The following is a 19,097-nucleotide window of genomic DNA, read 5'->3' on the forward strand; positions in this document are numbered from 1 at the left end:
CCGCCGATCGTTCCGGCCGGCCGTTGTAGCCCGCGTCGGTCAGTCGTGGGCTTCTCGACGTACTGCGGACGCCGTACGAGCTACTGCGTCTGCGGTACGTCGGCCGGCAGCGTCGTACCGGGACGCACTAGGCCGGTCTGGTAGGCGATCACGACCAGTTGCGCGCGGTCGCGGCAGTCGAGTTTCACCATCGCGCGGTTGACGTGCGTCTTCGCGGTCGAGGGCGACAGCACCAGCCGTACGGCGATCTCGTCGTTCGTCAGCCCGAGCGCGACCAGGCTGACGATCTCGCGCTCCCGGTCGGTGAGGACGTCCAGGGCGGACGGGCCGACGTCCTGGCCGATCCGGGGCTCGGCCAGGAAGCGGTTCATCAGGCCACGGACCGCCTTCGGCGAGAGCAGCGCGTCGCCGCGGGCGACCACCCGGATCGCGCTGATCAACTCGGCCGGCTCGACACTCTTGCCGAGGAACCCGCTGGCTCCGGACCGGATCGCCTCGAAGACGTACTCGTCCACCTCGAACGTGGTCAGGATCAGCACCTTCACCCCGGCCAGCGCCTCGTCCGCGGTGATCAACCGGGTCGCCGCGAGCCCGTCGACCTCCGGCATCCGGATGTCCATCAGGATCACGTCGGCCCGCTCGCTCCGGGCCAGCTCGACCGCCTCCCGGCCGTTCGACGCCTCAGCAACGACCTACAAATCGGGTGCTGAGTTCACCAGCACCCGGAACCCGCTGCGAATCAGCGTCTGGTCGTCGGCCAGCAGCACCCGGATCGTCACCTACGACTCCCGTCTCGAGAGGAAGAACAGCATGCACACCGAACCCGCCACCCGGCTCCGGCCCGGTCCTCAACTCCCCGCCTACTGCGGACACGCGCTCGCGCATTCCCAGCAGACCGTGGCCGGCACCGACCGGGAGTGGCGAGCCGGGCTGCGTGGGGGCGGGAGCAGCTCCCGCACCTCGGCCGGGCACCCGGCCGGTGTCGGTGATGTCGATGGTCAGGGCTCCCGGCCGGCGGGACAGGCGGATACGGGCGGCGGCGCCCGGGGCGTGTTTGAGGACGTTGGTGAGGGACTCCTGCACGATGCGGTACGCCGTCAGTTCGATCACGTCGGGGAGTGGGCCGAGTGAGTCCGGCAGTTGCCAGTCGACCTTGACCCCGGCGGCTGCGAACGAGTCGACCAGGGCACCCACTTCGTGCAATGACGGTGTAGGGGCGGTCGGCAACGACGTACCGGATCGTCGGAGTACGCCGAGCAGGACGGTGAGCTCCTGCAGGACCGTCCGGCCGCCTTCTCGGACCAGACCGAGCGCCCGCTCGGCCTCCTCCGGCTGGGTGCGCAGCACGTGCGCGGCGACCCCGGACTGGACGTTCATCAGCGCGATGTGGTGAGCGATCACGTCGTGCAGCTCGTGCGCGATCCGCAACCGCTCCTCGATCACCCGCCGCTGCGCCTCCTCCTCACGGGACTGCTCAGCGCGCATCGCCCGTTCCTCCAACTCCTGCAGGTAGGCACGCCGGTACCGCGTCGCCTCACCGATCGCAGCCCCGAACAGCACCACCAGGCCGTTGACCAGGTTCGCGAACAGCTCACCGTCGGTGTAGACCGCCGCCGCGACTACAGTGGCGGCGACCACGGACACGATCGCCGCCGCCCGGGTACGCCGGTCCGTCTGCAGCACCACCATGTACGCCGAGCACGCCATGAACAGCCCGATCGGACTCTTCGCCTGCTGGGTGATCGTGAAGGTGACTCCGCAGATCGTGGTCAGTCCGAGCGCCAGGACCGGAGCCCGGCGCCGGAACACCATGGCCACCGCGGCCGCGATGACCAGCGACGCGCCGGACACGGTCAGCTCGACCTGTCCATGGCGGCGCTGGCCCAGCACGATCATGTTGAGCAGCAGGATGACGAGCGCGAGGCCGCAGTCCAGCAGCACCGGGTGTACCCGCAGGTCCCGGCACCATCGCGAGAACGCGCCCATGAGCTCACAGTACGTGTCCGGTCGGCGAGCCGCGTCGTCCTTCGACCGTATCCCCGGCGTACTGCGAACGCGGTATCAGTGAGCCGAGGCTTGGACGGCGAGCTCTCGAACGGCTGCGTAGCGGGGCCGCAGGGCCGCGACCCGCTCCACCTCCGCGTCGACCGGCTTCAGGTGCTCGCCACCCGGGTCGGGTGACAGACCGAGCGCCACGGCCGCGGCGCCGCGCGCACCGACCTCGGCCTCCGCGCAGACCGTCGTCGGCCGGGCGAAGGTCGCGGTGAGACAGCGGCGCCACCAGGCGGACGCGTCGATCCCGCCACCGCCCAGCACCACCGAAAGCTCACGGCCGAACAGCGCATCCAGCATCCGGAGCCCACGATCGATCTCGAGCGATGCGCCTTGCAAAGAGGCAGCCAGCAGGTCGTCGCCGGTGTCGTCGAACGACAGCCCGAAGTACACCCCCGACCCGCTCGGTACGGTCGCCGGCGGCCGTGTCCCCGCCTGGAACGGGATCGCGATCACTCGCGACGACCCGATCTCGACGTCGGTCGGCTCGTCGGAGGTCAGTTGCAGTACGCCGGTCAGCCACGCATGCAGATTCCCCGCCGCCGAGAACGCCATCCCGGTCACCGCACGCTCGTCGTCGACCCGGTACCGCCACAACTCCCACGGCAACTCGGGCGCGTCAGCGATCGGATGCACCACTCGTACGGCGGCCGACGTCCCCACCGTCACTGCTGCCGTCGTCTCGTCGTACCCGCCGGTCCCGACGTTCGACGCGGCGCCGTCACCTGTCGGCGGATACACCGGTACGCCGACCAGCCCGGGCCACCGGCGAGCGAACTCCGCCGACAACGAGCCGGTCCACCCGGTCGGAACGATCTGCGGCAACCACTCCGCCTTGGCGCCGGCGATCTCCAGCGCCTCCTCGTCGTACACACCGCGAGCCAGGTCGAGCGTGCCGGTCCCGGACGCGATCGACACCGACGTGACCCGCTCGCCGGTGAGCCGCTCGAGCACGAGGTCCGGCAGACCCGCGAAGCCGGCCGGCGACCCTTCGGACAGCAGCCACGGGATCCGCCGGGTCCAGTAGAGCCGGTGCAGCCAGGACCCCGTCCGGGCGTGGAACGCGTGCTCGTCGAACGACGACCCGAGGTCCAGCTCGACCGACCGCGTGTCCGCCCAGGTGATCACCGGCGTCAGCGCCAGGCCCTTGTTGTCGAGGGCAACGATCGAGTGCCACTGCGAGGACAGCACGATCGCGCCGATGTCGTCGAGATGGCCGTTCTGCTGCAACTCGTCCAGGCAGCCGAGCAGCCCTTCGACGTACTCGTGCAGGTCCAGCGTCGCCGAGCCGCCGGTCGCGTAGGTCGGCGAGATCTTGTACCGCGCCAACGCTCCCGGGACCGGGGTGGCGTCGGCGGCGGACAGCACCAGCGCGCGGGCGGACGACGTCCCGAGATCGAGTGCGAGAACGCGGTGTCCTTGCGGCCCCGCCCCACCGCCCCGGTCGTCGTCAGTCTTCGTCATGCAGCGCCTTCAGGAAGCTGGCGGCCCAGACGTTCACGTCGTGCGCGGCCAGGTGCTTGCGCATCGCCTTCATCCGGCGGCCGAGCTGACGGTCGTCGGTGTTCATCGCGTCGACGATGGTGTCCTTCATCCCGTTGATGTCGTGCGGGTTCACCAGGAACGCCTGCCGGAACTCGTCGGCGGCGCCGGCGAACTCGCTCAGCACCAGCGCGCCGGTGTCGTCGTACCGGCAGGCGACGTACTCCTTGGCGACCAGGTTCATGCCGTCGCGCAACGGTGTCACCACGGCCACGTCGGCGGCCCGGAACAGGGCGGCCATCTCGGTCCGCGAGTACGACGTGTGCAGGTAGTTGATGGCCGGCGTACCGATGCGGCCGTGCTCACCGTTGATCCGGCCGACCAGCAGCTCGATCTCGTCCCGCAGGACGCGGTACTGCTCGACCCGCTCGCGTGACGGGGTCGCCACCTGCACGAACACCGCGTCGTCGACCGAGACCCGCTTCTCGTCCAGCAACTCGCCGAACGCGCGCATCCGCTGCCGGATGCCCTTGGTGTAGTCGAGCCGGTCCACGCCGAGCAGGATGTGGGCCGGGTTGCCGACCTCCCGTCGGATCTCCGCGGCGCGGACCTCGGTCTCCTGCTGGCGGGCCAGGGTCTCCAGCTCGCCGACGTCGATCGAGATCGGGAACGCCTTGGCCCGGACGATCCGGTCGTCGGGCAGATGGATCCGGTCGCCGCGGGTGCGCAAGCCCATCCGGTTGCGCGCCAGCCGGGCGAAGTTCGACGCGGCTCCGGGTCTCTGGAAGCCGACCAGGTCCGCACCCATCAGCCCGTCCAGGATCTGCCGCCGCCACGGCATCTGCGCGAACAGCTCGGTCGGCGGGAACGGGATGTGCAGGAAGAACCCGATCCGTACGTCGGGACGCAGCCGGCGCAGCATCGCCGGGACCAGCTGCAACTGGTAGTCGTGCACCCACACGTCGGCGTTGTCGTCGGCGGCCTCCGCGGCGGCCTCGGCGAACCGCCGGTTCACCGCGACGTACGACTCCCACCACTCCCGATGGAACTCCGGCGCCACGATCACGTCGTGGTACAGCGGCCACAGCGTCGCGTTCGAGAAACCCTCGTAGTACAGCTGGACGTCCTCGGCGGACAGCATCACCGGGACCAGGTGCATGCCGTCGTTGTCAAAGGGATCGACCTTCTCGTCGGCGCTGCCGGTCCAGCCGATCCAGGCACCGTGGTGACCCTGCATCACCGGTGCCAGTGCGGTCACGAGCCCGCCGGGGCTCCGCCGCCACGCAGTACTGCCGTCGGGCATCTCGATCCGGTCGACGGGAAGGCGATTGGCCACCACTACGAAGGAACTACGTCCGTTCGGCATCTGCTGTTATCCACCCAGGTCTTCGTCGTCACCGGGGTACCTGACCCCGATCTGTCTACGGGTCTCGTCGAGCAGCTCGAGGATCTCGATCGTCGCGGCATGCGGCAGTGACGGAACCTCGACGAGTCCCTCGCGCAGCGCACGCATCACGTCCCCCGCCTCATAGTGGTACCCAATGCCATGCACCGGTACGTCGATCCGCTCCTGACCGGACGCCGTACTACGGACGTAGTACTCAGGATGGTGGAAGCGGTGCGGGAGCAACAGGCTGCCGTCCGGACCGCTCACCGCGGCTGTCCACGGGTTCTGCGACCGCAGGCCGCAGGTCAGCGCGGCAACCGCGCCGGAGTCGTATCGCCAGGCCATCGCCACGTTCAGGTCGACGCCGTCCTCGTTGAGAGAGCCGACCGCCTTCACCTCGGCTGGGCGGCCCAGTGCCATGTAGGTGAACGTCATTGGGTAGATGCCGCCGTCCATCAGCGAACCGCCGCCCAGCGCGGGGTCGAGCAGGCGGGCGGGCAGCGACGGCTTGTGGAAGGCGAAGTCCGCGACGACCTGCTGCGGCTCCCCGATCACGCCGGTGGCCAGCTCGGCGAAGAAGGCCTGGATGACGGGGTTGGTCCGCATCCACATCGCCTCGGCGAACAGGGTCTTGTGCTCGGCTGCGACCGCGATCAGGTCCCGCGCCTGCTTGGCGGTCAGCGTGACCGGCTTCTCGCACAGAACCGCGATCCCGGCCTGCAGGGCGGCCCGGGCGACCGCGTAGTGCTGGGGGTGTGGTGTCCCGATGTAGATCACGTCGACCGTGCCGGATTCGATCAGCCGGCGATAGTCGTCGTACGCGTGCTCGATGCCGAACTCGGCGGCGAACCGGTCGGCGTTGGCCTGGGAACGGGACGCGACGGCGGTCACCACGGCGTCGTCGGGCAGGAGCTTCAGATCCCTCGTGAACGACGTGGAGATGTTGCCAGTAGCAACGATGCCCCACCTGACGCGATCTACACCCACTGTGTGAACTCCGGGGTCGGGAACGGTCCGTCTGCTGTGATTCTCGCGGTTTCGAAGGCGTGAGCCAAGCGAATGAGCGTGGCGTCACTCCGGCTGGTACCGCTGAAGGTGATCCCGACCGGCAGTCCGGCGACCAGTCCGGACGGCACGGACAGCAGCGGATAGCCCGCCAGGGCGGCATGGGAGGACGAGCTGCCGAGCACGTGGTCGCCGTTGACCAGGTCGATGGTCCAGGTCGGGGAGTACGACGGGGTGACCAGAGCATCCAGCTGGTTGTCCCGGAGCAGGTCGTCGATACCGTCCCGGCCGGCCCGGAGCGCGGTCAGCCGGGAAGCAACGTAGATCGGGGAATTGAGGCCCTCGGTGGCCGCAGCCCGCTCGAACAGCTCCTGGCCGAACCACTGGAGCTCGACGTCCGCATGCGCCTCGTTGAACGCGATCAGGTCGTCCAGCGTCCGCGGACCGCCTGGTGCGCGGGTGGCGAGGTACGCCGCCAGGTCGACCTTCAGCTCGTGTGCGAGCACCTGTAGCTGGTCCTCGTCGCCGCCAGGGGTCGGGAGCGACAGGTGGTCGACCAGCGTGGCTCCACACGCGCTGAGGATGCCCAGGGCGCGCTCGGTGGCCTGATCGAGCCCGGGGGAGTAACCCCACAGCGGTCCCCGCGGTACGCCGATACGCACGTTGCTGAGGTCCGTACCACGGCAGTGCTCGGTGTAGTCGATGCCTCCGCCGGTCATCACGGTCAGCAGGGCTGCGGCCTGGGTGACCGTCCGGGTCATCGGCCCGGCGGTGTCCTGCGAGTGGGAGATCGGCACGATGCCCCGCTGCGGGATCAGCCCCACTGTGGGCTTCAGACCGACGATGCCGTTGAGTGAGGCGGGACACACGATCGATCCGTTGGTCTCGGTACCGATGGCGTAGTCCGCGAGTCCTGCGGCGACCGCTGCACCCGATCCACTCGAGGAGCCGCCGGCAGAGCGGTTCAACGCGTACGGGTTGCGGGTCAGGCCGCCGTACGCGCTCCAGCCGGAGGAGGACGCCGAGCCGCGGAAGTTGGCCCACTCACTCAGGTTGGTCTTGCCGAGGACGACGCAGCCGGCCTCACGCAGGCGCCGTACCAAGGGAGCGTCCTCCAGCGGTGGTGGCTGGTCGGCCAACGCCAGCGAGCCGGCTGTGGTCGGCAGATCGGCGGTGTCGATGTTGTCCTTGACCAGAACCGGGACGCCGTGCAGCGGGCCACGGATCCGGCCTTCGTCACGCTCGGTGTCGAGTTGGGCGGCATGGGTGAGAGCGGCGGGATTGGGAGTGCAGATGGCGTTGACCAGCGGGTCCACCTCACGGCTCCTGGCCTGCAGCTCTTCCACCAGCGCCACCGCCTGGAATTGCTTCCCCACCCCACCACTCCGGTCGGAGAGAGTTGAGCTCACCCCCTCGATCCTGCCAGAGTGGGCGCGTCCGGGAGTCCGCCTGACGACACGTTCCGTGTCGTATCACCGGTGAATGACATGGCTGTTGTTCAGCACGTACAGTGGAGCGCGGACGGACGATCACCGACCGCACAGGAGTCACCAGCAGATGGACAGCGCCAACGCCAGCTCTCCCGGCCCCGCCGAAGCTGCGCCGCCGGCCGTCGCCGGACTCTCCGAGCGTGACGGCGCCATCCTCGCCTTCGAGCGGCACTGGTGGAAGTACGCCGGCGCCAAGGAGCAGGCGGTCCGGGACCAGTTCCAGATGTCCGCGACCCGGTACTACCAGGTGCTGAACGCGCTGATCGACCGGCCCGAGGCGCTTGCTCACGACCCGCTGCTGGTGAAACGGCTGCGCCGATTGCGCGCCGCCCGGCAGCGAGCCCGCTCCGCACGCCGCTTGGGTATCGAGGTCTGAAGATGCCTCGCCCGAAGGACGACAGGGGACAGGTCCTCTCGTCCCTCGTCGCAGTGCTCGCCGTCGTCGCGATCGTCGCCGGCCTGCTGGTGCTGTTCGGCACCCGGGGCGACGACAGCACCGCGGACGAGGCGGCCGGTACGAGTACGCCGTCGCCGAAACCGACCGGTGGTCCGTCGACGGTCGGCGCCAGTGTGCCCCGGCCGACACCCACACCGACTCCTCCCGCCCAGCCGACGACGGCGCCCACCAGCGATCCGACCACCGAGCCTTCGAGCGAGCCGACCACGGCGCCGCCCGCCACTCAGCCGCCGGCAACGCAACCGACCACCATCCCGGTGGCCCAGCGTCCGGCGGTCGAGGTCTACAACAACACCGCGCGCAAGGGCCTGGCCGACTCGGTCGCGGGCCGCGCGCGGCAGGCCGGCTGGACCGTGGCCGGTGCCGACAACTGGCATGGCAAGATCGCCGGCAGCACCGTGTACTACCCGCCGGGCATGCTCGCCGCCGCCAACCAGCTCGCCCGTGACATCGGTGTCGGCCGGACCAAGGGCGCGCTGGACAACATGAAGAAGGACCGCCTCACCGTGATCCTCACCTCGGACTACACCGGATGAGTACGCCGACCATCCAGACCGAAGCCGGTCGAGACGGCTGGGAGGCGATCGTCGCCGACCCGGCCACCGCGGTGATCTCGACGGACTTCGACGGCGTCCTGTCGCCACTGGTCGAGGACCCGGCCCGTTCCCGCCCGGTGGAGGGTGCGCTCGACGCGCTGGCCCGGCTGGCCGGCTCGGTGAGCCAGGTCGCGATCGTCACCGGACGCCCGGCCCTGGTCGCCACCGAGCTCACCGGTGTCACCGGCCACCCTGGTCTCGGGCGTCTCGTCGTACTGGGGCACTACGGGCTGGAGCGGTGGGAGGCCGCGACCGGGAAGGTGACGAGCGACCCGGTGCCGGCTGGGGTCGCCGAAGCGCGCTCCAGGCTTCCCGGATTGCTGCAGGAGCTCGGGGTCCCGGATGCCTTCGTGGAGGACAAGGAGAGCTCGCTCGCGGTTCACACCCGCCGGCTGGCCGATCCGGTCGGTGCGTTCGAGCGGCTGCGTACGCCGCTGACGGAGCTGGCCGAGTCGACAGAGCTACGGCTGGAGCCGGGCAACCTGGTGCTGGAGCTGCGGCCGCCGGGTATCGACAAGGGGGTCGCTCTGCGCCGCCTGATCGAGTCCACCGGCGCCCAGTCGATCCTGTACGCCGGTGATGACCTCGGCGACCTGGCGGCGTACCGGGCGATCGAGGAGCAGCGCAAGGCCGGTCTGCGCGCCGTCCTGCTGGCCACCCGCTCGTCGAACGCGACCGAGCTGATCGAGGCCGCGGACATCGTGGTGGACGACCCGACCGGCGTGGTGACCGTGCTCACTGCGCTTTCGGACGCGATCGCCGCCCGCTGAACGTCTGCGTCAGCGTCTGACCGAACGACTGGATCGGCCGTTCGACATACCCGCCGTCCTTGAGACCGGCGAGCCTCTCGAACGGGTTCCGCGACGCCGGGTCGCCGGTGAGCAACCACGAGATGACGACCCCCACGACGTAGAACGGCCACATCAGCAGCCCGATCAGGAAGAAGTACTGCCACGAGTGCCGCTCCTCGTGCCGCACCAGCGCCTCGTCGTCGAAGTACGCCCGCTCGTGCTTGCTGAGCACCACGTTCCCGACCGTGAACGCCCCCGCCACCGGGAACTTCACCTTGTACCCGTTCGCGAACACCAACCCCCGAGGCCCCCAACTGAACCGAGCCCGCCCGATCACCCCGACCAGCAGTCCGACGACCGTCGACAGGTTCAGAAAGTTCCCCACCACCTTCACCCACTGCCACCCGCTCATGCCTCAGTATGCGGTTCTGTCCGTGGGGTGAGTAAGACTTGGCGGGTGAGTTCGGGAGTGCGGGTTTGGCGGGCTGGGCGGGTGGTGGATCCGCATTCGGTGATCGGGGGGTTGCGGAAGGGGCCGGGGGATCCGGCGTATGTGTTCGATCCGGTGCGGCGGAGTGTGTGGCGGGCTACGCGGACGCCGGACGGGCCGGTGCTGTTGCGGCTGACGCCGTACCCCTCGAACGGGGAAGTCGAGGCGGAGGCGTGGGGGCCTGGCGCCGGGTGGGCGCTGGACGGGGTGCCGGAGTTGCTGGGGGAGGCGGACAGCTGGGACGGGTTCGAGCCGTTGCCGGAGCACCGGGCGCTGGTGGATGCGGCACGGCGGTTCCCGCATGTGCGGGTGCCGCGGACGCGGGCTGTGTTCGAGGCGATGGCGGCCGCGGGGATCGAGCAGGTTGTCACCGGCAAGGAAGCGTTCCGGGCGTGGCGGGTGATTCTGCGCGAGTACGGCGAACCGGCGCCAGGACCGCAGCCGCCGGACGGGCGCATCATGATGGTCCCGCCATCGCCGGAGGAGTGGCGACTGATCCCCTCCTGGCAGTGGTTGCGGGCCGGAGTGGAAGGCCGGCGATCGAAGGTCGTCATCACGGCGGCGACGCGGGCCAAGGCGTTGGAGCGGACGCTGGAGTTGACCGACTCGGCCGAGATCGAACGGCGGCTGCGATCGCTGCCCGGCGTCGGAGTGTGGACGGCCGCCGAGGTGCGGCAACGGGCGCACGGTGACGCGGATGCGTTCTCGTTCGCGGACTATCACGTGTCCCGCAACGTCTCGTACGCCCTGATCGGCGAGGAGCTCGACGACGACGGCTGCGCCGAACTCATCGAGCCGTACCGCGGCCACCGCTTCCGCGTCCAGCGCCTCCTCGAGCTGACCGGTGTCGGTCACCCGCGCTACGGCCCGCGCAAGGCACTGCCCACCCACACGCCCGGAGCAACCCACCGTCTCCGGTAGATCCGCCCGAATCTGGGAACCTGTGTCTCACCATGACGATTGACGGGGACGGCCTCTATCTTGTCGCGGGGCTGGCCCTCCTGCTGGGTGCCGTCCTGCCTCGCCTGCTTCGCCGGTACGCCGTCTCCGCGCCGATCGGGTTCGTCGGCGCCGGCCTGTTGCTCGGCCTGGCCGTGGACCGCTCCCGGCTCAGCCCGATCGTCGAACCCGAGCTCACCAAGCACTTCGCCGAGCTGACGATCCTGGTCGCCTTGATGGGTGTCGGCCTGGCCATCGACCGGCCGATCGGGTGGACCCGTTGGAAGGTGACCTGGCGCCTGCTGCTGGTCGCCATGCCTGCAGCCATCGCAGCCGTCGCCGGCGTCGGCTGGCTGCTCGGTCTGGCGCCTGCGACCGCTCTGCTGCTCGGCGCCGTCTTGGCCCCAACCGATCCGGTGCTGGCCTCGGACGTCCAAGTGCAGGGGCCGACGACCGGTGCGGGCGCCGAGCCGGAGGAAGACGACGAGGTCCGCTTTGCACTCACCTCAGAGGCGGGCCTGAACGACGGCCTGGCCTTTCCCTTCGTGTACGCCGCTGTGTTCGCCGCGACCAAAGGCGCGGTGGGCAACTGGGCGCTGGAGTGGTTCGCCTGGGACCTGATCGGCCGGACCGTGATCGGTGTCGCCGTCGGTGCGGGCGTCGGCTGGTTGCTCGGCAAGATGGCGTTCTCCGCGCCCTCGCGCACCTTCCGCCTGGCCGACTCGCGTGAACCCGTGCTGGCCCTCGCGATGACGCTGGGCGTCTACGGTCTTGCCCAGGTGCTGCACGGCTACGGCTTCGTCTCGGTGTTCGTCGCGGCGCTGGTCCTGCGTGCGGCCGAGCGAAACCACGACTTCCACGAGGATTTGCACGGGTTCATCGAGCAGCTCGAGCACATCCTCACCTGGGGGATCCTGCTGCTGCTCGGGGTGGCGATCACGGCCGGGCTGCTAGCGCCGCTGACCCTCGCCGGCGCCGCGATCGGGCTCCTGCTGGTGCTGGTGATCCGTCCGTTGACCGCCTATGTCGCCTTGGCCCGGACACCGCTGCGGCGCTCGGAGCGGTGGGTGACCGCGGCGTTCGGGATCAGGGGTGTCGGGTCGGTGTTCTATCTCGCGTACGCCGGTGCCGACTTCAGCACCGACCTGCCGTGGCTGTGGGCGACCGTCGGCTTCACCGTCGTGCTGAGCGTGGTTGTTCACGGCGTTGCGGCGACGCCTCTGATGCGGATGCTCGACGTCCGCCGCGACCAGCCTTCGTGAGCGCTTGGGCCGGCGGCTGGACACCGTGACGGACGGCCGCGGCGGCGTGGATCCCTGCTGCGAAGTCCTTCAATCCCTGGAACATGACTCCATCGTCCGAGGATCGGGCCGACCGTAGAAGTGGCGCGTACGACGACTATCGCTAAGATAATGACACATGGGTCAGCGCACAGTGTCAGTCCTCGCGTACGACGGGATGACGGCCTTCGAAGCGGGCATCGTGATCGAGGTGTTCGGGCTGGCCTGGCCGGATATCGACCAGCCCTGGTACGAGCTGAAGGTCTGTACCGAGACGCCGGAGCCGATCCGCGTCCTCGGCGGCGCCACGCTGAGCAGCCCGCACGGCCTGGAGGAATTCGCGGCCGCGGACACGGTCGTCGTCCCGAGCGTCGCGGACCCGTCCGGCGAGACCTCGCCCGAACTGATCGCCGCCCTGCAGAAGGCGCACCGCCGCGGCGCGCGGATCGTCTCGATCTGCTCAGGAGCGTTCGCACTCGCCGCAGCCGGCCTGCTCGACGGCCGCCGCGCCACCACCCATTGGCGGTACGCCGACCTCTTGAGCGAGCTCTACCCCAAGATCGTCGTGGATCCAGAGCCGCTGTACACCGACGAAGGCGACGTACTCACGAGTGCCGGTTGTGCGGCCGGTCTGGATCTGGCCATGCATCTGGTCCGCAAGGACTACGGCGCGGCCGTGGCGAACGCGGTCGCCCGCCGACTGGTGATCCAGCCGTATCGATCCGGCGGCCAGGCGCAGTACATCGAATCCCCGGTGCCGCCGGACCCCGACGACGCCTCCGTCGCCCGGAGCCTCGGCTGGGCGCTCGAACATCTCGCCGAGCCGATCGGCGTACCCGACCTGGCCAAGCAGGCCGGGCTGTCGCCGCGGACGTACCTGCGTCACTTCGTGAAGGCGACCGGGACGACGCCGGGCAAATGGCTGATCGCCCAGCGGATCCAGGCCGCCCTGACCATGCTGGAGACCGGTGACGCGCCGGTGGAGGAGATTGCGCTGGCCGCCGGGTTTGCCACCCCGGTCACGCTGCGTCACCACTTCGCCAAGCAGTTGCACACCTCGCCCTCGGCGTACCGGCGGACCTTCCGGGCCCGGCACGGCTGAGATCGGCTGTCTCGAATGGTGGGAACCGAAGACACAATATGGACCCGATTGGGTAACCTCGGGGGAGCTCATCCAGAGGGACTGAGGGAAACGGCCCGTTGAAGTCCCGGCAACCCTCCCCGTTGAGGTCCCAGTCCGGGGCCCTCGCGGCGGAACGGTGCCAAATCCGTCCCGCGCCGAGATCCGGTGTCCGGGGAAGATGAGGAGGGAACCTCCATGAGCCTGACCGCCGACTCGACCACCCACACCATCCGTGAAGGTGCCTTCGGCAACGGTACGCACCTGAGCTGTCGCGCCTGTGGGGCGAAGTCGCCACTCGGACCGTTCTACGCCTGTACCGAGTGCTTCGGTCCGCTCGAGGTCGGGTACGAGTACCCGGCCATCACCCGCGAGCAGATCGAGGCCGGCCCCAAGAACATCTGGCGCTACCAGCCGCTGCTGCCCGTCCCCGTCGACGTGGCCAGCTACCCGAACACCGAACCCGGCTACACCCGGCTGATCGACGCCGGCAACCTGGCCCGCGAGCTGGGCCTGCGGAAGCTCTGGGTGAAGGACGACTCCGGCAACCCGACGCACTCCTTCAAGGACCGTGTCGTAGCGAGTGCCTTGAGCGCCACCCGCGAGCTCGGCATGAAGGTCTTCGCCTGCCCCTCCACCGGCAACCTGGCCAACGCCGTGGCCGCTGCCGCCGCCCGGGCCGGCATCCGCTCGGTCGTGTTCATCCCGCACGACCTCGAGCGCCCCAAGGTGATCACCACCGCCGTGTACGGCGGCACACTGGTCGCCGTCGAGGGCAACTACGACGACGTGAACAAGCTGGCCTCCGAGATCGCCGGCGAGGAGGAGGGCTGGGCGTTCGTCAACGTCAACGTCCGGCCGTACTACTCCGAGGGCTCCAAGACGCTCGCCTTCGAGATCGCCGAGCAGCTCGGCTGGCGGCTGCCGCAGCAGATCGTCATCCCGGTCGCCTCCGGTTCGCAGCTGACCAAGATCGACAAGGGCTTCACCGAGCTGGGCAAGCTCGGCCTGGTCGACGCGACCGACTACAAGGTGTACGGCGCCCAGGCCACCGGCTGCTCGCCGGTCGCGCAGGCCTTCCGGGACGGGTACGACGTGGTGAAGCCGGTGAAGCCGGACACCATCGCGAAGTCGCTGGCGATCGGCAACCCGGCGGACGGACCGTACGTCCTGGACGTGGCCCGTCGTACCGGCGGCGCGATCGAGGACGTCACAGACGAGGAAGTGGTCGAGGGCATCCAGCTACTGGCCCGGACCGAGGGCATCTTCACCGAGACCGCGGGCGGGGTGACCGTCGCGACGCTGAAGAAGCTGATCGCGACCGGACAGCTCGACCCCGAGGCCGAGACGGTGATCATCAACTCCGGCGACGGGCTGAAGACGCTCGACGCCGTGGCCGACCGGGTCGGCCCCAAGGTGACCATTCCCGCGTCGTACGACGCCTTCGTGAAGGCAGGCCTGCAGTGAGCGTGAGTGTCCGGGTCCCGACCATCCTGCGCCCCTACACCCAGGGTGCCTCCTCGGTCAGCGCCGAGGGGGCGACGCTGAGCGAGGTGCTCGAGTCGCTGGACAGCTCGTACCCGGGCATCAAGGCCCGCGTGCTGGACGAGTCCGGCGAACTGCGCCGTTTCGTGAACGTGTACGTCGACAACGACGACGTCCGCTTCGCCGAGGGCCTGCAGACGTCGATCAAGGACGGCGGCGAGGTCTCGATCATCCCCGCGGTCGCAGGCGGCTGATTCGCTGATCCGGGCGTGGATCGTCCGGAACGGGCGCTAGCGCCGCTCACATGGCGACGAAGTGGACCATCGGCGGGGACGCCAGCGACCCACAGCGGCTGGCGGAGTTCTGGGCCGCGGCCCTCGGCTACATCCTGGAGCCCGGGTACGACGACCCGGACGGAGCGTCGATCGTCGACCCCGACGATGTCGCCCCGGCGATCAGCTTCCTCCGCGTCCCCGAGCCCAAGACGGCGAAGAACCGGCTGCACATCGACATCCGGGTGGCCGGTCCGGGGATGCGCGACGCCGCGTCCGCGGACCGGATGCGCCGGAAGGCGTCCGAGCTGATCACACTCGGCGCGACCCAGGTGCGCGAGGATTTCTACGGCGACCAGCTCGGCCACATCGTGATGCTCGACCCGGAGGGCAACGAGTTCTGCGTCGGCTGACTACGATGCCGGGATGCGTGCTGTCGTAGTCGAGCAGTTCGGCGTTCTGCCCGTCGTACAGGAGGTTCCGCAGCCTGAGCCGGCGGACGGTGGTGTCGTCCTGAAGGTCGAGGCCACCGGCCTGTGCCGCAGTGACTGGCACGGGTGGATGGGGCACGACTCGGACATCGTGCTGCCGCACGTGCCGGGTCATGAGCTGGCCGGGACGATCGCCGCGGTCGGTGCCGGCGTCGAGGGCTGGCAGGTCGGCGATCGCGTCACCACGCCGTTCATCTGCGCGTGTGGCGAGTGCGAGCAGTGCCTCGAGGGCAACCAGCAGGTCTGCCCTAACCAGTTGCAACCCGGGTTCAACTACTGGGGTTCTTTCGCCGAGTACGTCGCTGTGCCCTACGCATCCGTGAATCTGGTGCGGCTGCCCGACGACTTGTCCTTCGACACGGCAGCCGGCCTGGGTTGCCGGTTCGCGACGTCGTTCCGCGCCGTGCGCCAGGTCGGCCGCGTCACCGCGGACGAGAACGTGGTGATCTTCGGCTGCGGCGGAGTCGGCCTGTCTGCGGTGATGATCGCCGCGTCGCTTGGCGCTGAGGTCCTCGCCGTCGACACCAATCCGGAGGCTTTGAAGCTGGCCCGCGATTACGGCGCGTCCGTGGTGCTGCAAGCCTCCCCGACCACCGTTGACGACATCCGCGACCTGACCCGCGGGGGAGCCCACGTGACGATGGACGCCCTCGGCTCCAACGAAATCGTCCAGCAGTCCCTACTCGCCCTCCGCCCCCGCGGCCGCCACCTCCAGGTCGGCCTCCTCCCGTCCGGCGTCCAGCTCGACGTCGGCCGCCTGATCGGCCAGGAACTGGAATGGCTGGGCAGCCACGGCATGCCCGCCCACGCGTATTCGGAAATGCTCAACCTCGTTGCCAACGGCAACCTAAGACCGGCCGACCTGATCACCCGCACGATCACCCTCGACGAAACCCCAACCGCCCTCGCCGCCCTCTCCCAGGGCACCCCCGCCGGCGTCACTGTCATCCGCCCACCGGTTTAGCCCACGCGTGCCACGCGGCCGCTCCTTCGTCGCGTCCACTCCGCGCGCTCCCACCCGCCCGGCCCTCCTTGCGGGCTGTCGCCCGCGTCTGCGGCTCCTGCGTCGCCGCGGTTGACCGCCCAGTCGCGACCGGCGTACCGGAATGTGCTCGAAAGAAACCCGGGCAGTCGGTGTCGGATCGGGCCCGAGGTGTTCGTAGCAGGGGTAAGCGGCCGCCCACGGGGGGCGCCGCACCGTACTCGAGGAGAACACCATGACCGCTACATATACCTTCGACGTCTTCTCCAGCCTCGACGGCTTCGGCGCCCACAGCGGCCACTGGGGCGGCAAGTTGGGCGGCTATTGGGGCAAGCAAGGCCCCGAGTTTCTCGACCGCCGCCTCGCCTTGTACGAGGAGGAGCAGCGAATGGTCTTCGGAGCCAACACCTACCGGGCACACGCGCAGATGCTGGTCTCGAGCCCCGAGGAGTCCGAGATCCATGACCCGTGGGTCACCCGGATGAGGGAGCTGCCCGCAACCATCGTGTCGAGCACCCTGCAAGAACCCTTCGACTGGCCGGACGCGACCCTCGCGCGCGGCGACGCCGTCGAGGCCGTCGCCCGGCTCAAGGAAGAGTCCGAGGTGCCGTTGCGCTCGCACGGCAGCCTGTCGCTGAACCGGGCCCTGATGGCCGCCGGCCTGGTCGACCGCGTCCAGGTGACGGTCTTCCCGGTGATCACCGGCCAGACCGGAGTCGACCCGATCTTCCAGGGCGCGGCCGACTTCGACCTCGAGTTGCTCGAGAGCCGGACTCTCGACGGCCACATCCAGGAGCTCATCTACCGCCCCACCCTGCATGTCTGATTCCGTCCCTGCGCCCCGTCAAGCAGCCAACCTGATCCGGACCTACCTGTGACCGACACGCCGACCAGTCCCATGGCCGCCCTTGTTGCGGGGTTTGCGCATCACCTCCTGCGTCGCCTAGCCATTCAACGAGCCGGCCGTCCTCGAACCTCGCACCTTCTCGGACCGGGGTGACCAGATGGCTGTTCGATCGCAGATGCTTGACCCGGACGCACATGAACATTCCTGGACGCTCTTGACCGAGAAGACCCGTGTGGCCGGGGCACTCATGCAGGCCCGCCGACCAGGAGGTCGGTAGGAGCCGGCAACCACCCGGACTCCAGGCCTCCCTGCGGTCGGACTCCTGCGATAAGGGCCATTGCCAGCGACGAGGCGGAATAGCGCAGGTTCCGATAACGCCTACTCCCAACGTGTCGAATAGAGTTGTGTCCCGAGGACATTCCGCCTCGGGCGAGCTCGTTAAGCGCGGGAGAACTTGGCGGCCACGAATACCCGCTCGTCGCCTGTGCATGAGACAGCAATCGCCTCAGCTGCGTCCACGAACCCTCCCTCGACGGATACTTTGTCGCCCGGCCGGCCGACGGTTCGTGGAGTTGGTGCGGCTGCCCCGTAGCCCGCCACTCGGTTCAGCGCTGGTCTTGTGTACTGCCGGAGACCCCTGGAGCGCCTTGGTCAACCGGGCGTGTGTTGATCCGGCACGGGCAGTGGCAGCCCGAGGGTCGCTGCCAGCCACTTCAGGTTGATCGACGCGAGGTCGATGAACACGCGACGGAGCCAGTCTGGCTGCTCGCTCACGCAGGCGCGCTGCAGCGACGGCCCTGCAAGCCTCGCGATGAGGGGTGCGGGTTCGGTGCACACCTGCCACGGCGGCGGCCACCCTCCAGGTGAAGCGTGGGGAGCAGCTGCACGAGGTCGTGCAACTCGTGGCCGGCGCCGGCGTGCGACCAGTCGACGAGGCGAACTTCGCGCTCGCCGGCGTTGCTGAGGATGCACACGTTGTCGCTGCGGACGTCGCCGTGCACCAGGTATGCACCGAGCTCGAGGGCGGTGTCCGCCTCCGCGTCGACGGTGGTTAGGGTCTCGGCATTCGCCTCGAGCCAGCCGGGGATGACGACACCGACATCGACAAGCCGGTCGGCCAGCTCGATAACACGCGGCCACTGTGGTCCCGGCCAGCTGGGCGTCCGCGGCAGCTCGGCAGGGAGCGGCGCTCGGCGCAAACGGTCGAGCGTGCGGCGGAGAACGTCGATGTCGCCGGGTCGCCAGACCGTCGACGTGCCGCCGCCCGGATTCTCGGCGCCGGCCGCAGGCCAGTAGGCGGCGGACAGATCCTCCGTCACCAGCAACGGCTGTCCGGTGCCGTCGTCCTGCCAGCCGAGAACCTCGGGGGAGAGGCTGGTGCCTCGCAGGTGATCGAGGATCCGGTGCTCGTTGCGCAGCCAGCCCGCAGTCTCTTCGGTCGTCGCCCCTTTGACAAACGCGGCGCTGCCATCGCTGAACGTGACGACGAGCCGGTCCGCAGCCGACAGCCCGAACTCAGGTGCACGCCAGGCCGCCGCAGTCTTGCCGAGCAGCGATCCGACCGTCCCGGCGATCACAGGCGTTTCGGCAGCTGTCACGCCCTAGGTATAGCAGGCATCATCGATGCCCCGGCACCAGCACCGGTCGCCTCACTTCGGCGCGTCCCAAACCCAGCGAAGAAGCAGAAACACGGTCACAAGCAACACTTGACCGGCCCCGCTCCTTCAGGGATGACCTGCGCAGATGCCGGAATCGCTCAGGAGCGGGAGTCCTTGCATTAGATGCAATTCCCGTGGATTGATGTGTGATAACAGCTGTTATCACCGGCGAAAGCCGCTAGGGACGTATTGCACGGGTCACCTGCCTCTTCCGGCGGCGGGTTAGTTAGAAAACCCGTATCGCCGCAGGGCCCCTGACGAATAGGCTCGCGC

18 protein-coding genes, 2 pseudogenes and 1 riboswitch are annotated in these 19,097 nt (G+C 69.2%); of the genes and pseudogenes, 11 read left to right on the forward strand and 9 right to left on the reverse strand.

The window, feature by feature from the left end; translation table 11 throughout:
- Positions 1–80: 80 nt before the first annotated feature.
- The 6 genes and pseudogenes from ACGFIF_RS12305 to ACGFIF_RS12330 all read right to left on the reverse strand — a co-directional run bounded on the left by ACGFIF_RS12305 (position 81) and on the right by ACGFIF_RS12330 (position 7,302).
- A pseudogene (locus tag ACGFIF_RS12305) lies at positions 81–779 on the reverse strand (response regulator).
- A gap of 25 nt (positions 780–804) precedes the next feature.
- Positions 805–1,986, reverse strand: a pseudogene (locus ACGFIF_RS12310) (sensor histidine kinase); the annotation flags it as partial.
- A gap of 75 nt (positions 1,987–2,061) precedes the next feature.
- Positions 2,062–3,516, reverse strand: a complete 1,455-nt coding sequence (locus ACGFIF_RS12315) for an FGGY family carbohydrate kinase (RefSeq protein ID WP_393154310.1) — start codon at positions 3,514–3,516, stop codon at positions 2,062–2,064.
- Complete coding sequence (locus tag ACGFIF_RS12320; protein ID WP_393154311.1) at positions 3,503–4,900, reverse strand: trehalose-6-phosphate synthase; 1,398 nt, start codon at positions 4,898–4,900, stop codon at positions 3,503–3,505. The genes ACGFIF_RS12315 and ACGFIF_RS12320 overlap by 14 nt, the downstream gene beginning before the upstream one ends.
- Positions 4,901–4,906: 6 nt before the next feature.
- Complete coding sequence (locus ACGFIF_RS12325) at positions 4,907–5,908, reverse strand: Gfo/Idh/MocA family protein (RefSeq protein ID WP_393154312.1); 1,002 nt, start codon at positions 5,906–5,908, stop codon at positions 4,907–4,909.
- The gene (locus ACGFIF_RS12330; protein ID WP_393154313.1) at positions 5,899–7,302 is read right to left on the reverse strand and encodes an amidase; all 1,404 of its coding nucleotides are present in this window, start codon (positions 7,300–7,302) and stop codon (positions 5,899–5,901) included. The genes ACGFIF_RS12325 and ACGFIF_RS12330 overlap by 10 nt, the downstream gene beginning before the upstream one ends.
- Positions 7,303–7,483: 181 nt before the next feature.
- On the opposite strand from ACGFIF_RS12330, the gene ACGFIF_RS12335 reads away from it, so the two are divergent.
- Genes ACGFIF_RS12335 through otsB form a run of 3 tightly spaced genes read left to right on the forward strand, consistent with a single transcriptional unit; the run spans position 7,484 to position 9,239 of the window.
- Positions 7,484–7,792 carry a DUF3263 domain-containing protein gene (locus tag ACGFIF_RS12335; protein WP_393154314.1) on the forward strand — a complete coding sequence of 103 codons (309 nt, stop codon included), beginning with the start codon at positions 7,484–7,486 and terminating at the stop codon, positions 7,790–7,792.
- Between the two features lie 2 nt (positions 7,793–7,794).
- Complete coding sequence (locus ACGFIF_RS12340) at positions 7,795–8,409, forward strand: LytR C-terminal domain-containing protein (protein ID WP_393154315.1); 615 nt, start codon at positions 7,795–7,797, stop codon at positions 8,407–8,409.
- Positions 8,406–9,239, forward strand: coding sequence for a trehalose-phosphatase (gene otsB / locus ACGFIF_RS12345; protein ID WP_393154316.1), 834 nt, complete (start codon positions 8,406–8,408; stop codon positions 9,237–9,239). The genes ACGFIF_RS12340 and otsB overlap by 4 nt, the downstream gene beginning before the upstream one ends.
- Here the strand turns inward: otsB and ACGFIF_RS12350 are convergent.
- Positions 9,205–9,672, reverse strand: a complete 468-nt coding sequence (locus ACGFIF_RS12350) for a hypothetical protein (RefSeq protein WP_393154317.1) — start codon at positions 9,670–9,672, stop codon at positions 9,205–9,207. The genes otsB and ACGFIF_RS12350 overlap by 35 nt on opposite strands.
- Before the next feature lie 45 nt (positions 9,673–9,717).
- On the opposite strand from ACGFIF_RS12350, the gene ACGFIF_RS12355 reads away from it, so the two are divergent.
- The 8 genes from ACGFIF_RS12355 to ACGFIF_RS12390 all read left to right on the forward strand — a co-directional run bounded on the left by ACGFIF_RS12355 (position 9,718) and on the right by ACGFIF_RS12390 (position 17,145).
- Positions 9,718–10,671: a DNA-3-methyladenine glycosylase family protein gene (locus tag ACGFIF_RS12355; RefSeq protein WP_393154318.1), complete on the forward strand. Its 954-nt coding sequence runs from the start codon at positions 9,718–9,720 to the stop codon at positions 10,669–10,671.
- A gap of 32 nt (positions 10,672–10,703) precedes the next feature.
- Positions 10,704–11,951: a cation:proton antiporter gene (locus ACGFIF_RS12360; protein ID WP_393154319.1), complete on the forward strand. Its 1,248-nt coding sequence runs from the start codon at positions 10,704–10,706 to the stop codon at positions 11,949–11,951.
- Between the two features lie 157 nt (positions 11,952–12,108).
- Entirely contained in the window at positions 12,109–13,071 is a 963-nt protein-coding gene (locus ACGFIF_RS12365; protein WP_393154320.1) for a GlxA family transcriptional regulator, read from the forward strand.
- Positions 13,072–13,136: 65 nt separating this feature from the next.
- A riboswitch (SAM riboswitch) is annotated at positions 13,137–13,277 on the forward strand.
- A 10-nt stretch (positions 13,278–13,287) separates the two neighbouring features.
- On the forward strand, positions 13,288–14,556 hold the full coding sequence (thrC, locus tag ACGFIF_RS12370; protein ID WP_393154321.1) for a threonine synthase: 1,269 nt from the start codon (positions 13,288–13,290) through the stop codon (positions 14,554–14,556).
- Positions 14,553–14,828, forward strand: a complete 276-nt coding sequence (locus ACGFIF_RS12375; RefSeq protein ID WP_393154322.1) for a ubiquitin-like small modifier protein 1 — start codon at positions 14,553–14,555, stop codon at positions 14,826–14,828. Before thrC ends, ACGFIF_RS12375 begins: the two co-directional genes overlap by 4 nt.
- A gap of 50 nt (positions 14,829–14,878) precedes the next feature.
- Positions 14,879–15,259, forward strand: a complete 381-nt coding sequence (locus ACGFIF_RS12380) for a VOC family protein (protein WP_393154323.1) — start codon at positions 14,879–14,881, stop codon at positions 15,257–15,259.
- 13 nt (positions 15,260–15,272) lie between these two features.
- Positions 15,273–16,301, forward strand: a complete 1,029-nt coding sequence (locus ACGFIF_RS12385) for a zinc-dependent alcohol dehydrogenase family protein (RefSeq protein WP_393154324.1) — start codon at positions 15,273–15,275, stop codon at positions 16,299–16,301.
- A 253-nt stretch (positions 16,302–16,554) separates the two neighbouring features.
- Positions 16,555–17,145, forward strand: a complete 591-nt coding sequence (locus tag ACGFIF_RS12390) for a dihydrofolate reductase family protein (protein WP_393154325.1) — start codon at positions 16,555–16,557, stop codon at positions 17,143–17,145.
- A gap of 672 nt (positions 17,146–17,817) precedes the next feature.
- On the opposite strand, the gene ACGFIF_RS12395 is transcribed toward ACGFIF_RS12390, so the two are convergent.
- Positions 17,818–17,940: a hypothetical protein gene (locus ACGFIF_RS12395; protein ID WP_393154326.1), complete on the reverse strand. Its 123-nt coding sequence runs from the start codon at positions 17,938–17,940 to the stop codon at positions 17,818–17,820.
- Positions 17,937–18,764 (reverse strand): phosphotransferase, encoded by an 828-nt coding sequence (locus ACGFIF_RS12400; RefSeq protein WP_393154327.1) that lies wholly within the window; start codon positions 18,762–18,764, stop codon positions 17,937–17,939. The genes ACGFIF_RS12395 and ACGFIF_RS12400 overlap by 4 nt, the downstream gene beginning before the upstream one ends.
- Positions 18,765–19,097 lie beyond the last annotated feature (333 nt).

This window comes from Kribbella sp. NPDC049174 (assembly GCF_043197365.1).
Lineage (GTDB): Bacteria > Actinomycetota > Actinomycetes > Propionibacteriales > Kribbellaceae > Kribbella.

Excerpts from the sequence above, each read along its gene's own strand:
- ACGFIF_RS12315 (WP_393154310.1), bottom strand. The coding sequence starts at position 3,516 with ATGACGAAGACTGACGACGACCGGGGCGGTGGGGCGGGGCCGCAAGGA.
- ACGFIF_RS12335 (WP_393154314.1), top strand. The coding sequence starts at position 7,484 with ATGGACAGCGCCAACGCCAGCTCTCCCGGCCCCGCCGAAGCTGCGCCG.
- ACGFIF_RS12320 (WP_393154311.1), bottom strand. The coding sequence starts at position 4,900 with ATGCCGAACGGACGTAGTTCCTTCGTAGTGGTGGCCAATCGCCTTCCC.
- ACGFIF_RS12350 (WP_393154317.1), bottom strand. The coding sequence starts at position 9,672 with ATGAGCGGGTGGCAGTGGGTGAAGGTGGTGGGGAACTTTCTGAACCTG.
- ACGFIF_RS12385 (WP_393154324.1), top strand. The coding sequence starts at position 15,273 with ATGCGTGCTGTCGTAGTCGAGCAGTTCGGCGTTCTGCCCGTCGTACAG.
- otsB (WP_393154316.1), top strand. The coding sequence starts at position 8,406 with ATGAGTACGCCGACCATCCAGACCGAAGCCGGTCGAGACGGCTGGGAG.
- ACGFIF_RS12390 (WP_393154325.1), top strand. The coding sequence starts at position 16,555 with ATGACCGCTACATATACCTTCGACGTCTTCTCCAGCCTCGACGGCTTC.
- thrC (WP_393154321.1), top strand. The coding sequence starts at position 13,288 with ATGAGCCTGACCGCCGACTCGACCACCCACACCATCCGTGAAGGTGCC.
- ACGFIF_RS12340 (WP_393154315.1), top strand. The coding sequence starts at position 7,795 with ATGCCTCGCCCGAAGGACGACAGGGGACAGGTCCTCTCGTCCCTCGTC.
- ACGFIF_RS12360 (WP_393154319.1), top strand. The coding sequence starts at position 10,704 with ATGACGATTGACGGGGACGGCCTCTATCTTGTCGCGGGGCTGGCCCTC.
- ACGFIF_RS12365 (WP_393154320.1), top strand. The coding sequence starts at position 12,109 with ATGGGTCAGCGCACAGTGTCAGTCCTCGCGTACGACGGGATGACGGCC.
- ACGFIF_RS12380 (WP_393154323.1), top strand. The coding sequence starts at position 14,879 with ATGGCGACGAAGTGGACCATCGGCGGGGACGCCAGCGACCCACAGCGG.